Source organism: Parabacteroides distasonis ATCC 8503 (assembly GCF_000012845.1).
Taxonomy (GTDB): Bacteria; Bacteroidota; Bacteroidia; order Bacteroidales; family Tannerellaceae; genus Parabacteroides; species Parabacteroides distasonis.
In genome coordinates this window covers 1,594,861-1,609,208 of record NC_009615.1, presented here as the reverse complement: position 1 = coordinate 1,609,208, position 14,348 = coordinate 1,594,861, and the positions used below count along the sequence as shown (strand labels likewise).

General features: G+C 46.7%; 13 protein-coding genes. 4 read left to right on the top strand and 9 right to left on the bottom strand.

Annotation, left to right across the window (positions count from 1 at the left end):
- Positions 1-196 precede the first annotated feature (196 nt).
- Both BDI_RS06925 and BDI_RS06920 read right to left on the bottom strand, forming a co-directional pair.
- Positions 197-1,516, bottom strand: coding sequence for a sensor histidine kinase (locus BDI_RS06925; protein WP_009276068.1), 1,320 nt, complete (start codon positions 1,514-1,516; stop codon positions 197-199).
- A complete protein-coding gene (locus BDI_RS06920) occupies positions 1,506-2,855 on the bottom strand; it encodes a sigma-54-dependent transcriptional regulator (protein ID WP_009276067.1) in 1,350 nt (449 codons plus the stop codon). Before BDI_RS06920 ends, BDI_RS06925 begins: the two co-directional genes overlap by 11 nt.
- Before the next feature lie 86 nt (positions 2,856-2,941).
- Here BDI_RS06920 and BDI_RS06915 point away from each other — a divergent pair, with 86 nt between their 5' ends.
- On the top strand, positions 2,942-4,339 hold the full coding sequence (locus BDI_RS06915; protein WP_005856339.1) for an MFS transporter: 1,398 nt from the start codon (positions 2,942-2,944) through the stop codon (positions 4,337-4,339).
- Between the two features lie 5 nt (positions 4,340-4,344).
- Here BDI_RS06915 and BDI_RS06910 read toward each other — a convergent pair whose 3' ends face one another.
- Positions 4,345-5,691: an MATE family efflux transporter gene (locus BDI_RS06910; RefSeq protein ID WP_011966430.1), complete on the bottom strand. Its 1,347-nt coding sequence runs from the start codon at positions 5,689-5,691 to the stop codon at positions 4,345-4,347.
- Positions 5,692-6,010: 319 nt separating this feature from the next.
- On the opposite strand from BDI_RS06910, the gene BDI_RS06905 reads away from it, so the two are divergent.
- Together BDI_RS06905 and BDI_RS06900 are read left to right on the top strand one after the other, a co-directional pair.
- The gene (locus BDI_RS06905) at positions 6,011-6,574 is read left to right on the top strand and encodes a Crp/Fnr family transcriptional regulator (RefSeq protein ID WP_008780459.1); all 564 of its coding nucleotides are present in this window, start codon (positions 6,011-6,013) and stop codon (positions 6,572-6,574) included.
- A gap of 85 nt (positions 6,575-6,659) precedes the next feature.
- Complete coding sequence (locus tag BDI_RS06900) at positions 6,660-8,039, top strand: MATE family efflux transporter (protein ID WP_011966429.1); 1,380 nt, start codon at positions 6,660-6,662, stop codon at positions 8,037-8,039.
- 22 nt (positions 8,040-8,061) lie between these two features.
- On the opposite strand, the gene BDI_RS06895 is transcribed toward BDI_RS06900, so the two are convergent.
- The 6 genes from BDI_RS06895 to BDI_RS06870 all read right to left on the bottom strand — a co-directional run bounded on the left by BDI_RS06895 (position 8,062) and on the right by BDI_RS06870 (position 13,736).
- Positions 8,062-8,835, bottom strand: coding sequence for a prephenate dehydrogenase (locus tag BDI_RS06895; RefSeq protein ID WP_005856360.1), 774 nt, complete (start codon positions 8,833-8,835; stop codon positions 8,062-8,064).
- An 8-nt stretch (positions 8,836-8,843) separates the two neighbouring features.
- Complete coding sequence (locus BDI_RS06890) at positions 8,844-9,914, bottom strand: bifunctional 3-deoxy-7-phosphoheptulonate synthase/chorismate mutase type II (RefSeq protein ID WP_005856362.1); 1,071 nt, start codon at positions 9,912-9,914, stop codon at positions 8,844-8,846.
- A gap of 34 nt (positions 9,915-9,948) precedes the next feature.
- Positions 9,949-11,127 (bottom strand): pyridoxal phosphate-dependent aminotransferase, encoded by a 1,179-nt coding sequence (locus BDI_RS06885; RefSeq protein WP_011966428.1) that lies wholly within the window; start codon positions 11,125-11,127, stop codon positions 9,949-9,951.
- The gene (locus tag BDI_RS06880) at positions 11,102-11,947 is read right to left on the bottom strand and encodes a prephenate dehydratase (RefSeq protein ID WP_005856371.1); all 846 of its coding nucleotides are present in this window, start codon (positions 11,945-11,947) and stop codon (positions 11,102-11,104) included. Before BDI_RS06880 ends, BDI_RS06885 begins: the two co-directional genes overlap by 26 nt.
- A gap of 275 nt (positions 11,948-12,222) precedes the next feature.
- On the bottom strand, positions 12,223-13,059 hold the full coding sequence (locus BDI_RS06875) for an AraC family transcriptional regulator (protein WP_005856373.1): 837 nt from the start codon (positions 13,057-13,059) through the stop codon (positions 12,223-12,225).
- Positions 13,060-13,154: 95 nt separating this feature from the next.
- Positions 13,155-13,736 (bottom strand): HdeD family acid-resistance protein, encoded by a 582-nt coding sequence (locus tag BDI_RS06870; protein WP_005856375.1) that lies wholly within the window; start codon positions 13,734-13,736, stop codon positions 13,155-13,157.
- A 159-nt stretch (positions 13,737-13,895) separates the two neighbouring features.
- On the opposite strand from BDI_RS06870, the gene BDI_RS06865 reads away from it, so the two are divergent.
- Positions 13,896-14,300 carry a lipocalin-like domain-containing protein gene (locus BDI_RS06865; RefSeq protein WP_005856378.1) on the top strand — a complete coding sequence of 135 codons (405 nt, stop codon included), beginning with the start codon at positions 13,896-13,898 and terminating at the stop codon, positions 14,298-14,300.
- Positions 14,301-14,348: the final 48 nt, after the last annotated feature.

Here is a 14,348-nt window from a genome sequence, read left to right as displayed (position 1 = left end):
GTACGGCTACAAAGATGTAACTACTCGGCTACAAAGATGTAGCTGCCCGGATACAAAGATGTAGCTACTCGGATACAAAGATGTAGCTGTACGGATACGCGGGTGTACCCGTACGGTCGCGCCCGTGTATCCGGGCTTGTGTGTCCGCGTATCCGCCCGGCCGCGTGTCCGCGTTTATGCGGATACGGTAAACGAGCTACGGGAATGTCAACACGAAGGTGGTCTGCCGCTGGGCCGGGTTGCTTCTCAATGCGATGCTGCCGCCGGACAAGCGCATGATCTGTCGTGAGATGGACAGCCCGATACCGCTTCCACCTTCTTTCGTGGTGAAGAACGGCACGAATATATGCTCGGCTTCCTCGGGGGGGATGATGGGGCCGTTGTTCGTCACTTCTAGGATAACGGCCTCGTTGGGGTCGCAATACGCCTTGAACAAGATAAGGCCGTTTTCTTGCTCGTGCCCGATCGCTTGCATGGCGTTCTTCAAGAGGTTCAAGACTACTTGCGTGATCAGGTTCTCGTCGGCGTAGACGATCAAGTCCTCCGGTTCCACGTCGATACGAATGGTTATGTTCGGGTAGTTATTGTGGTGGCGGGCCAACCGCGTGAGCCGTTCGGCGAACTTATTGACGTAGAATAAAGAGGGCTGAGGCGTCGGTATATGTGTAAACTTACGGTACGACTCGACGAACGCGATCAAGCTCTTTCCGGTAGAGCTGATTACCTCCAAGCCGCCCCGTATCTCCTCGTCGACATTCTGGTGGAGGGAAAGCAAGGTGTCGCTCAAGGAGGTGATAGGGGTGACGGAGTTCATGATCTCATGGGTCAAGACCCGTGTCAGTCGTATCCATGACTCGATCTCCTTATCGTCCAGCTCGCTGTTGATATCATTGATCGCAATGATGCGGACGTGTTTCTCTTGGAGCGTCATCTCGGAGACACGGACCGAGAGATGTACCGTGCCCCGCTCGTTGATAAAAGAGATCTGATGTTTCTCGCCGGGACGAACGTCGCTGATGAGGCGCTCTAGATTCTCGTCGATACGTCCGAGCTGGCGGGCATGGGTAAAGACCGTCAATCCCAGCAGTCGCAAGGCCTCGTTGTTGGTCTGGAAAATATTGCCCTTATCATCTTCTACGATGATACCCGTATTCACTTGGTTCATGATCAACTCGTAATATTTCTCTTTCTGGATCGCCTCGGCTTTCGCTTGAAAAAGTATTTGGGTGATGCGGTTTAAGGACTCGCTAACCAGCTTGTCGTTGGAGGAGCGCCCCCGGGTAGCGTACTTGAAGGCGTAATCGCTATTGTCGATCGCGTCGAACATGAAGGCTACCTTTTGCGCGTTCCGCTTGAACAAAAGGCTGATGCCCCGCAAGGCAGCCAGCCATCCGATGCCTAAGAACAGGAACCATCCCCATTCTTTCTCCAAGGCCTGGTAGGTGAGTGCCGCCGTCAGCCCGATAGCGAGGGCGAGGCGGAAGGTGAGGCTGTAATAAATGCCTTTAAAGTTCATACCGCTTGATCTTATTATAAAGCGTTTGCCGTGAGATACCCAACTGGTTCGCCACGAGCGAGAGATTACCGCCAAATTTATCCATGGCGGCCTTGATCATAGTATACTCCATTTCCTCGAGCGTAGTGATGTCATTCTTGACGGGCGCCTCCCGCTTACGAGGGAAATCGAAATTGCTGCCATCTAAAGTATCACCATCGGCAATGATAATCGCTTTCTCCACGGTATGTTCCAGTTCGCGGATATTACCCAGCCAAGGTTGGGCTTTCAGCTTTTCCTTGGCGTCGTCGGTGAGGGCCATGGGCTTTTTACCGTAGATATTGGTATATTTCGTGATGAATATCTCAGCAAGCGGTACGATATCCTCCGGCCGCTCCCTCAAGGGCGGGATCTCTACGTGTATCGTATTGATACGATACAGCAAGTCCTCGCGGAATTGCTCTTTCTGTACCATCTCCTGCAAGTCCCGGTTCGTGGCGCAGATCAGGCGGATATTGATGGGGATCGGGGTATTGCTACCTACCCGTACGATGCTCCGGCGTTGCAAGGCGGTCAGTAATTTGGCTTGCAGATGATAAGACAGGTTACCGATCTCGTCGAGGAACAAGCTTCCGTTGTTCGCTACCTCGAACTTACCGGGGCGATCCGTCCGGGCGTCGGTGAAGGCCCCTTTTACGTGTCCGAACAGCTCGCTCTCGAACAGCGTCTCCGTGATAGCGCCCATATCCACCGGTACCATGGCCTCATCCTTGCGGGGGGATAGCAGGTGTATTTCCCGGGCCAGCATTTCCTTACCGGTTCCGTTCTCTCCCGTGATTAATATATTGGCGTCTGTCTTGGCTACTTTCTCTATCAGCATCCGTAGTTGCTGCATGGCGTTGCTGTCTCCCCAGAACATACCGCTTTCCTTGGATACCAACTGCTTGTTGCCGACACCGCCTTTATGATTGGCCGAGCGGATTTGGTAAGCGGCTTGCAAGGTTTCCAATAATTTAGCGTTGTCCCAAGGCTTTACCACGAAATCGGTAGCCCCTTCCTTGATTCCTCGTACCGCCAGATCGATGTCGGCGTAGGCGGTAAAGAGAACGACTTGTATCGAGGGATAAGCCTTCTTGATCTCGGAGAGCCAGAACAACCCCTCGTTGCCGCTGTTTATACCGGCGCTGAAATTCATGTCGAGCAATACGACATCCACGTTCTCGTCGTGCAGCGTGTTTTTTATCTTGTTCGGGGTAGAGATGGTGATAACCTTCTCGAAGCAAGTTCCTAACAGCATTTGTACGGCGGTCAGGATACCTTTATTATCATCCACAACTAGTATAGTGCCTTGTTTTGCCATGTCATGTCCATTTATACGGGCAAAGATACTCGATCTGGTCGATACTTCCTAAACCAGATACATCCTATTTCTGTTTCATATACCGTATGGATAAAGAAATAACGAATATAAATGGTCAGACGGGAGGGAATATCCCGGATGGCTTGCCAATCCCTAGCCGTTATTGGGCGATCCTAGCGATTGGGCTTGGTGTTACCGTGTCGGTGTTGGATGGGGCGATCGCAAACGTGGCTTTACCTACGATTGCCGGCGATCTCCATACGAGTCCGTCTGCTTCTATATGGGTGGTGAACGCTTATCAGTTGGCGATCACGATTTCTTTGCTGTCGTTATCGTCGATGGGAGAGATCTGGGGGTATCGGAAGGTGTATACGATCGGGTTGCTGTTATTTAGCTGTACCTCTTTGGCCTGCGCTTTATCCGATTCCTTGTTTACGCTGATTATCGCCCGTACGCTACAAGGTTTTGGCGCCGCTGCCATAGCGAGCGTGAATACGGCCTTGATCCGTATTATTTATCCCAAACGTTTTCTGGGGCGAGGTATGGGGATTAATGCCTTGGTGGTATCCGTATCGGCCGCCGCTGGTCCTACGATAGCCGCTGGTATATTGTCCGTGGGGAACTGGCCTTGGTTGTTCGCTATAAATATCCCGATAGGTATTACCGCTTTGATATTGAGCTTTAAGTTCTTGCCGCAAAATCCGGTGAAGGCTGTCGGACGTAAGTTTGATGTTACGGCGGCACTCATGAACGCATTGACATTCGGTTTGGTGATAGCGATTATCGAGGCGTTCACGCATGATGTACATATCTCATTGATAATAGCGGCGATTGTTATCGTATTGTTCTGTGGGTATTTCTATATCCGGAGAGAGGAACGGCAGGCATATCCATTATTGCCGATAGACTTGCTGCGTATTCCTCTTTTTACCCTTTCTATCATTACGTCTGTGTTTTCTTTCATCGCTCAGATGCTGGCTATGGTCTCTTTCCCGTTTTTCTTGCAGCGGGTACTGGGACGCGATGAGGTGGCGACCGGCTTATTATTGACTCCTTGGCCTTTGGCGACAATGGTGTGCGCCCCTTTGGCCGGGATCTTGTCGGAGAAAATGAATGCCGGGGTCTTGAGTGGTATCGGGTTGATTATCTTCTCGGGAGGGTTGTTCTCGTTGGCGGAATTACCGGCGCATCCTTCCGATCTGGATATTATCTGGCGCATGGCGCTTTGCGGTTGTGGCTTCGGGTTGTTCCAGACTCCTAACAATAGCCTCATGATCGGGGCCGCTCCGGAAAGTAGGAGTGGAGGGGCTAGTGGCATGTTGGGTACGGCCCGTTTGCTGGGACAAACTTGCGGGGCTTCGCTGGTAGCCTTGATGTTTAAGTTATTTCCCGGCCATAGCATGCCCGCGGCGTTATGGCTGGGAAGTGTGTTGGCCTTGATCGGGGCGGTTATTAGTTTCTCCCGGATCAATCGTAAGGCTTGATCGGATTAGGCGAGATGCGATTTTACCTGCATTTTCGCCCGGTATCCCAGCAGGCATACAGAGCATAAGAAGCCTAATGGGTAAGCCATCCAAATCCCGGCGATACCCCAATGGAATGTGAATCCCAATAGATATCCGGCAGGTATGGCTATGATGAAATAAGCGAGAAACGAGATCCACATAATCGCTTTCACGTCGGCTAGCCCTCGTAAGGAGTTCGCTAAAATGATTTGTGCGCTGTCTCCTATTTGATAGAGCATCAATATGGGGAGTAGTGTCTTCACGATTGCGTTGACATGAAGATTATCCGTAAATATTAATCCAAGCCAGGATTGGGTCATGAATAAGGTGGTGCAGACAATACAAACGACAATAAGCCCTAGATGAAGCCCGGCAATGGTGATCTTACGCACCATATACCAGTCGTTCGCCCCTTTATAATAACTGGTACGAATCGCTACGGCGGCTCCAAGACCTAAATAGATGGTAAAACTGATCGTTGATATGGTAATGGCTATTTGATGGGCGGCAAGCTCAAGGCTACCCAGCCAACCCACCATGATGGCGGTGACGCAGAATGTTCCCGCTTCCAAGCCTTGTTGCAGACTGATCGGCCAGCCTATGGAATTCAGCCTTCTCCAACTTTGCTTATTGATACGAATATGGGTGAAACCTTTCCGGTAAGGCTTATAGTCGGTTCGCAGCATGAATACGGCGATGAAAAGCAATAGCATGATGATACGCGAGATAAAGGTGCTTATACCTGCCCCGAGCAGTCCGAGTTCCGGCATTCCGCATTTTCCGTAAATGAGGATATAGTTGCCGATGATATTCAGCAGATTCCCTGTCAATAGGACCCACATGGATATGGATGGGTTGGCTATGCCTTCCACGAATTGACGGAATGAATTATAAAGCATTACGAATATGATCGAGACTAATGAGACTGCGAAATAAGGTCTTATCAATGGCAAGAGTTCTTCGGGTTGGCCTAAAGAGTCTAGGTTTAGGTAAATCCCCAGTAAGACGGCTATCAATAATAAGGTGGTAGTCATATTGGCAACCAGACTGTTTTTGAGCCAGCCTCCGATCACGATCTTTTTATTCATCGCTAAATTCTGTCCGATCAGCGGGGTAAGATTATAGGAGAATCCGGTTCCCATTATGATAAATGCGTTTATTACATTATTGACGAACGATGCCGCCGCTAGTTCCTCCGTACTGTGTTGTCCCACCATGATGGTGTCTGCCAATCCGGTGATGATAGCCCCCAATTGTCCAATGATGATAGGTACCCCTAGCATTACTAAGGATTTATAATATTGTTTGTAACCCGCTATTCTATTGTACATATGTATTGTTCTGTTATTAATGATGGTGTAAAAATCCTTGATCGTATATGCCGGATATACGATAGAGTTGTTTTAAATGAAAATGTAAAGATAAATTAGAAGGAATAGGGTGCGGATACGGTAGAGCCTCTCGTAGTCCAATGGACGAACAAGATGCTTTTAGTCGTAAAAAAATAATATTCGAATTTACAGCTCATACCTCTTCTTTGATTTAGCGGCGCAAAATTACGTAAAATCACTGGAATCCGCAAACCTTCAAAATTACCTTTGTTTTTGGGATCGCACTTTTTTTATATCTTTACGGATATAAGATAAATGAATGATTATGGATCAGTTCGTAGAACAATTAAGGCAGGTGTCTCCTTTATCAGATGAGATCGTGGGGCAGCTGTTGGAAGAAATGAAAGAGGTTTCTTTTGCTAAGGGAGAATTATCGATTCGGGAGGGAGAAAGAGATCCGTTCGTTTGGTTCGTGAAAACCGGATTGGTCCGGGCTTTCGTGGAGCGTGAGGGGAAAGATATCTCGTTATGGTTCGCCTCAGATAGCGAGGTGATCAATTTTGTTTATCGGAATATCTCCGCCTATAATGTTCAAATGGTGGAGAACACGACATTATTGAGAATACCGAAAACGAAATTGGATTACCTATGCCGGAGCTCCCTTGAGTTGGCCAATTGGGGGTTGAAAATACAAGATTACTATCTTCGGGAATATGAGAACTATTTTATAAACGATAGTTGGATGGAAGCTCGTGAACAATATGAGTCATTGCTGAAAACCCGTCCGGACTTGATCTTGAAACTACCCTTGAAACATATCGCCTCCTATTTACAGATAACCCCACAGTCATTGAGCCGTATCCGTGCTTCCGTAAAAAAATAGGGAAAAGTCATTATTTATCATAGGGTAATTTTTCTTGTTTTCAATAGCCATATCTTCGCGTCGTTAAAAACGTGAAGTGGATAATATGAAAATGAGTGGAGAAAAGGCGATCCATCGCCAAGAGTTGGAGCGTGGTTTACTAACTCAAAAGATTTCAAGACTATTTCTGAAATATACGATACCGGGAGTAGCCGGCCTATTATTCCTCGGGATTCAGTCGGTGATCGATGGTGTGATATTAGGGCGGTTTGTCGGGGCGAACGCTTTGGCCAGCGTGAATCTGATCTTACCTTGCTATAGTTTGATGACGGCTTTGTCTATCGTGATAGGAGTAGGGTGTCAGACCTTGATCGGTATAAACCTCGGACGTTCGGATCGGCAAGAGGCGAATAACGCTATAACTACTTCGTTCTTGTTTCTTGGAGGAATATCCGTTTTGATTAGCGGGTTGATTTATATATTCGCCGGAGATATCGCCCGTATGTTAGGTGCGAATGACGTATTGGTTACGGGAGCCGTGGACTATATTCGTTCCCTTGTCCCGTTTTTCCCTTTATTATCATTGATGTTCTTAGGAGATTATATGATTAAGGCGATGGGGCATCCGCTTTATGCCATGATCGTAATGGGAAGTACGGTGTTGATTAATATCGGTCTGGATCTTTTGTTTATCCCGGTAATGGGTTTAGGGATTAAGGGGGCGGGATTGGCTACAGGTTTGGCCTTTACCTTGGGAGCGCTGTTCAATATTCCCCGGATGTTCCAGCGAGGGCAAGTCGTAGTGGTACAAAGAGGACGTTTCCGTTGGCCTTTGGTCTGGAATGCGTTATACAATGGCTCTTCGGAAGGAATATCCGAGCTATCTGCCGGAATCACGATTTTTTTGTTCAATATAACGATGATGCGATATTTAGGAGAGGATGGAGTCGCCGCCTTTACGGCGATTAACTATATCTTGTTTATCGCCACCACGGTATTCTTAGGGATATCCGATGGAATTATACCGATTATCAGTTATAATTTCGGGGCGGGAAGATTGGACCGGATCGAGAAAGTGCTGAGATTAGCAGGGCGTGTTAATTTTATGATAGGTATAACGTTATTCGCCATCTTATTCTTTTTCGGGCAACAGATCACGTCCTTTTTCTTTAAGGGAGGAGAGGCTTTGGACGCTTTGGCGATCGCTAATTACGGCATAACGATTTATTGCTTCACCTTCTTGATGAGTGGGCTGAATATATTGGCCTCCAGTTATTTCACGGCTATCGGCAACGCTAAGCTGTCGGTTGTTATCTCTATGCTGCGTAGCTTGGTATTCGTAACCTTTGGTATTATCGTTTATCCTTCTTTATTCGGCATCCAAAGTATTTGGTATAATGTACCGGTGGCGGAGTTGTGTACGTTATTTATCTCCTTTATGTTGGTAAGGAGAGAACTTTTAAAAGAGGCCGTGCTGAAAAATTAATCAGCACAACCTTCTTAATTTCTTATTCGATATTCTTCCGTATCTTGGTCAGATACTCTTTCATCTTCTCGGAATCCTTATCCTTGATGATTTCTTGCAAGATATGCAATTCCTCTTGTATCCGCTCGATTTGGCGAGGGGTACGGGGGTTGAAAAGGATCTCGGTCAATAGAAAATCGTCCTCGGACAAAAGGCCGCGGGCGATTTTCATATGGCGTTTGAAAGTGGTACCCGGGGCATCCTGATGCTTCATCGTAGCGGCAAATACCATAGTGGAGGCGAATGGGATACCTAGTGAGTAGGCTACCACTTTATCGTGCTCCTCGAACGTGTATTCGCAGATATGCAAGCGGAGGCTGGAATAAATATCCTTGAAGAAGATCTTGCCCAGATGATCGCCCTCGGAGATAATAATCGTATTCTCTTTCTCCAGTTGTCCCAGATTAGCGAATGTAGGTCCGAACATCGGGTGAGTGGAGACATACGGGAAACCGCATGTCTCATAAAACTCCTTCAAATAAGTCTTCACGGAAGCGATATCGGAAATAATGCAATATGGCTGCAAGTAAGGCATTACGGCCTTGAAAGCCTCTATCGTGTAACTTAACGTCACGCAGTTGATGACCAACTCGGGATTGAAATCCTTAACCTCTTCCGGGCTTTGTAGGCGAAGGGCGTTATAGATAAAACGCATACGTTTCGGATCTTTCTCCAATACGGCTACCTCATGATCAAAACTAAGCAGGTCGGTGAAGAAAGAACCCATCTTTCCTGCGCCTAAAATCAATATTTTCATCTTATAAATTATTGTTCGTTCATGATAATCATTTGCTGGCGCACGGATTCCTCATGGATCTCCTTCAAGATCTCCTTTACAAAGTCCGGGCTCAGGTCCATTTGCTCACCCATGCAGGAGCGTTTCTCTAAGATCTCGCTGTAGCGGGGAGACTGTAAGATCGGCATATTGTGCTCTTTCTTATAAACGCCGATCTCCTTGGAGATACGCATACGTTTAGCCAAAAGCTCCAATAATTGCTCGTCGATACCGTCGATCTGGCGGCGAAGAGCGGTCAGGTTCTCGGTAGTCTGGTTTACGTCACGGATCACCAATAGGTTCAATACGTAATCCAATACATCCGGGGTGATTTGCTGGGAAGCGTCGCTCCATGCGCAATCCGGGTTACAATGAGACTCTACGATCAAGCCGTCGAAACTCAAGTCCATCGCTTGCTGGCAAAGTGGGGCTACCAACTCACGCTTACCACCAATGTGACTAGGATCACAGAAAATAGGCAGGTCCGGCATACGGCGGCGAAGCTCGATAGGAATATGCCACAACGGAAGGTTACGGTAGATTTTCTTGTCGTATGAGCTGAAACCTCTATGGATAGCACCCAAACGATGAATGCCCGCTCCGTACAAACGCTCGAACGCTCCGATCCATAACTCCAAGTCCGGGTTAACCGGGTTCTTGATCAATACAGGTACATCAACCCCTTTTAACGCGTCGGCGATCTCTTGGACAGCGAATGGATTTACCGTCGTACGTGCTCCGATCCAAAGGATATCGATACCGGCTTTCAATGCCTCGAATACATGATCTTTAGTCGCTACCTCGGTAGATACCAGCATGCCGGTCTCTTTTTTCACTTTCTTCAACCAAGCCAATCCCTCGGCTCCGATGCCCTCGAATCCACCCGGTTTCGTACGAGGCTTCCAAATACCCGCACGGAATATCTTAACGCCTCTGGAGGCTAATCCTTGGGCTGTTTCTAACACTTGCTCTTCTGTCTCGGCGCTACAAGGGCCTGCGATTACGATAGGACGTTGTGTGTCAACTCCCGGTAATGCTAACGGTTCAATCTTCATTTCCATCTTTGTGATCTATATTTTAATTTTCAATTTTCAGTTATAAATTCTCAATTCTCTTCAAGGCTTCTTCTAAAGTCTCGTTCTTGCAGCAAAGGGAGATACGGATATAACGCTCGCCACGGCTACCGAAGATAAATCCCGGCGTAAGGAATACGTTTGCCTCGTATAGCACCTTGTTGGCGATTGCCTCGCCGCTCTCGGCGGAGTCGGGGATACGTCCCCAAAGGAACATACCTACTTGGTTCTCGTCGTACTCGCATCCCAAAGTACGCATGATTTGTCCGGCAAGGTTCCGGCGGCTACGATAGACACGGTTCATATTGTCGTACCACTCTTTCTTTGCGCTTAGGGCCTCTACCGCCGCATATTGCATCGGCTTGAACTGCCCGGAGTCGATATTGCTTTTTACCTTCAGTATCCATTGGACGAATTGGGCGTTGGAAGCCAGCATCGCCATACGCCAACCCGGCATATTATGAGCCTTACTCATGGAGTTCATCTCGATACAGATCTCTTTGGCTCCCGGTATGCTTAAGATACTTAGCGGATGCTCGTTCAAGATGAAGCTATAGGGGTTATCATTACATATAATAATACCGTGCTTCCGGCCGAAGGCCACCAGTTTCTCGTATAGCTCTACGCTAGCGTTCGCCCCTGTGGGCATATTCGGGTAATTGGTCCACATCAGCTTTACGTTGGAGAGATCCATTTTCTCCAGTTCCTCGAAATCCGGTTGCCATCCCAATTCCTCTTTCAACTCGTAAGGGATCAAACGAGCCTCTACTAGCTTGCTGACGGAACTATATGTCGGATATCCCGGGTTCGGAACCAGTACGCCATCCCCCGGATTCAAGAATGCCAGCGAGATATGCAAGATACCTTCTTTGGAGCCGATGAGTGGTTGGATCTCTGTTTTCGGGTCCAAGTCTACGTTATACCACGTCTTGTACCAATCGGCGAATCCCTTACGCAGTTCCGGTATGCCCACGTACGGCTGATAACCGTGCTCGTTCGCTTTGCGGGCATGTTCACACAACGTCTCGATGGTCTGTTCCGAAGGTGGAAGGTCGGGGCTGCCTACGCCAAGGTTAATGACGTTCTTGCCTGCGGCGTTCATCTCGGCTACTTCCTTCAGCTTCTTGGAGAAGTAGTATTCCTGTACGCTACCTACACGGTTAGCGGGTGTAATATTACACGCTTTGTTTTCCTTCTGCATATTCGCCTAATATTTTTAAGTCTTTTGTTAATGGTCTGATAGCGTCCAACGCTTGTTTGTAACGGGTGAAATCCGTGAAAGTAAGATCAATGTAGAACAAGTATTCCCATTCACGCCCGATAATAGGCAAGGATTGTATTTTAGAGAGATTCATGTCGTAAAAAGAGAGAACGGAGAGGACTTTGGAAAGGCTGCCGGAAGTGTGGGGAAGAGCGAATACGAGAGAGGATTTGTTTTTATCGGTTCCTCGAAGCATCTCATCCGCCGTCCAACGGTCCGCTATAGCGAGGAAGCGGGTGAAATTCCGTTTGTTAGTCTCGATCCCCTCGGCAAGGACTTCCATCTTGTAGATCTGGGCGGCCAGTTTCCCGCATATCGCCGCATGTCCTTTCAGTTGGTTCTCCGAGATCCACCGGGCACTCATGGCGGTATCTTCTTTCTCTACCACCTTGGCGTTGGGCAGAGTATCGAGGAAATCGGTACATTGCATCAACGCTATCGGATGGGAGTTGACCTCTGTTACCTCGTGTATCGAGGTTCCCGGAAGCGCTACTAAGGAATGGGAGATACGTAGCTTATACTCGCCGGTAACACTCAGCCCGCTCTCACGGATCAGCTCATGGTTTTGAAGGAGGCTTCCCGCTATCGTATTCTCGATGGCCATCATGCCTAGTACGGACGGGTCTTTCTTGATCGTCGTGATAACATCCCGAAACGTATTGCAAGGGATGATTTCTATTTCTTCACCTTCATGATAATTACGGGCGGCGATGTCGTGATACGAACCGGCTATTCCCTGTATTGCTACTTTCTTTTTCATCTTGTTTCTCTATTTTTACTCTAAACTGTTACAAACAAAAAAAGTCCCACCGAAACCGGCAGGACTTTATATTTTATTGATATTTATATTCAATCATCAACGCTTTACATACAAACTCCTGCCCTTACTCTGCTAAAGTAAAAGTAATAAAAGTAATATGTAAAGCTAAATCGATTCATTGTCTGTTTGTTTTTAAATACGCAGCAAAAGTAACGCTTTTTTGGAAACTACAAGCAAAAAGTGATATTTTTTTTCTGTTACATTTAAATTTTATCTTAACTGTTTCTGAACTTCTGTGGAGATACGCCTACGTACCGTTTAAAGTACTTACCGAAAAAGGATACATTCGGGAAGTTCAAGGAGTAAGATATCTCTTGGATAGTCAAGTCCGTAGCCATCAATTGCGATTTTGCGTCCATGATTATCATATCGGCTATGATATCGGATACGGAACGTCCGGTCTTTTGCTTGATGATCATGCAGAGATGCTGGGGAGAAATACTTAGTTGGCTGGCGTAAAAAGCCGTTTGTCGCTTTGAGGTATAATTTTTCATCACCAGTTGGATGAATTTCTTGTGGATCTCGTCGCTACGGGTCGTTATCTTGTTAGGCCATGATTTTCCTTGATACAAATCACTGATCCCATGGATCATGGTAAGCAGGATATGTTTCACCATCTCCCTGTTTATGGATTTCTCTTTCGCTTGTACCCGCTCTAGCAAATGGAAATAATCGTTAATGAAGTCCGCCCGGTCCTCACTCAGTGATATGATCGGATTCTCGTAGATAGTAGGTAAGGCGCTCATCGTAGACTTTATCATGTTCACGCAGTCCATGAACTCGGATGAGAATCCTATAAAGGAAAGGCGGAAACTCTCTTTCTGCTCACAGAACTGAATAATGCTTCCCGGCATCAAGGTGATGAAATCATTCGGTTTCAACGTGTACTCCGTCAAGTTGATGGAAGCCCGTAAATTTCCTTCAACGCATAACACGAAAATACCTGCTTTTAACCGGCAAGTCTGCTTGTAAAAGTTTAAGATTGCCTCGGTAATGTCGTTTCCTACGACATAATCCCGGGGCAAATCTAATTGTGGTAAGTTTGCGTTCATCCGTTAATTTATTAATGATTGAACACAAAAATAATAAAAGTGGTGTTGACTTACTGGATAATTTAAAAATAGACCAATTAATCCTTGAATCAGACTTATTCCGCTTGTGCTTCCTTATTTCTTTTATGCAAGCTTTTCAGTTCGAAGGATAGCATGACACGGAATATACCTATTATTAATAAGGCATAAGCGATCATGTAAACCAACGTGAAGGCCCCTAGGGCGGGTTGCCAGATAACACCGATGGAGCAAAGGATAGCCAAGATACCGAAGACCATGTACCAACCCCAGTTCCGTGTACCGTATCGTTTCAGGTCCATCGAGTAACCGGTAGCCGAGAAGCCTCTGAACATAAGCCAGAATGCCAAGACAAACGGAAGCACCTCCATGCTAAGTCCCGGGCTTGCCATCAAGAATATACCTAAGATCAAATCGATAATACCTCCGGCCAAATACCATCCCCAACTGCTGATACCCTTTTTGTTCGCCAAGGCGAAAGCGATCTCGAACAAGCCGCTTACGAACATAGAGACACTGAATAAGATACTAAGCGCTACGTAGCTCGCCAATGGCGCGAACATTAAATAAATAGCGACGATGATGTAAAGCAGTCCGACCAATAGTGATAACCACCAATTCTTGACCGCATAATCCATTTTATCAATAAATGTTTTCATATTGGATAATATTTGTATTGTAATTACCCAATTAACAAAGGGAAGGAAGAAAAAGTTCTGGGTATTTGTGGCTAGGATATCCTTAAAAACTTTGTCCTTTGGAAATTAATTCTTTTCTTTGACGTTTCAAATCAATATAGGTATATAAGTACGAGGATTATGATGAAAAATTTGATAGCGATAACTTGTTTTGTCGTGGCGTTGGTGTCTTGTAATAAGGTGGAACATAAGCTGGAAGGAAAATGGCAATTGAAAACCGTAGAGGCGAATGGGGTGGTCCAGACGGTGGATACGGTTTGGTATAACTTCCAGACCTCTTTGTTCGAGTACCAATTATATGACCCGGCAAAGGACGTATATCGTACGAATTTCGGTTATAAGACGTTGGAGGAAGATACGAGACTGGATCTGGAGTTGGTCAACTATGGAGGTACACCTTTGGAACAATTCATGCGTTATACGGATTGGACCTCACCTAAACAAACTTTCACGATCGAGCAGTCATCTGTGACGAATCTGGTAATGAGCTGCGAAGGAAGAACGTATACGTTTAAGAAATTCTAAGATATCATGTGCTGTTTGATCTCAGTCCCTCATAAGGAGTACTCCAGT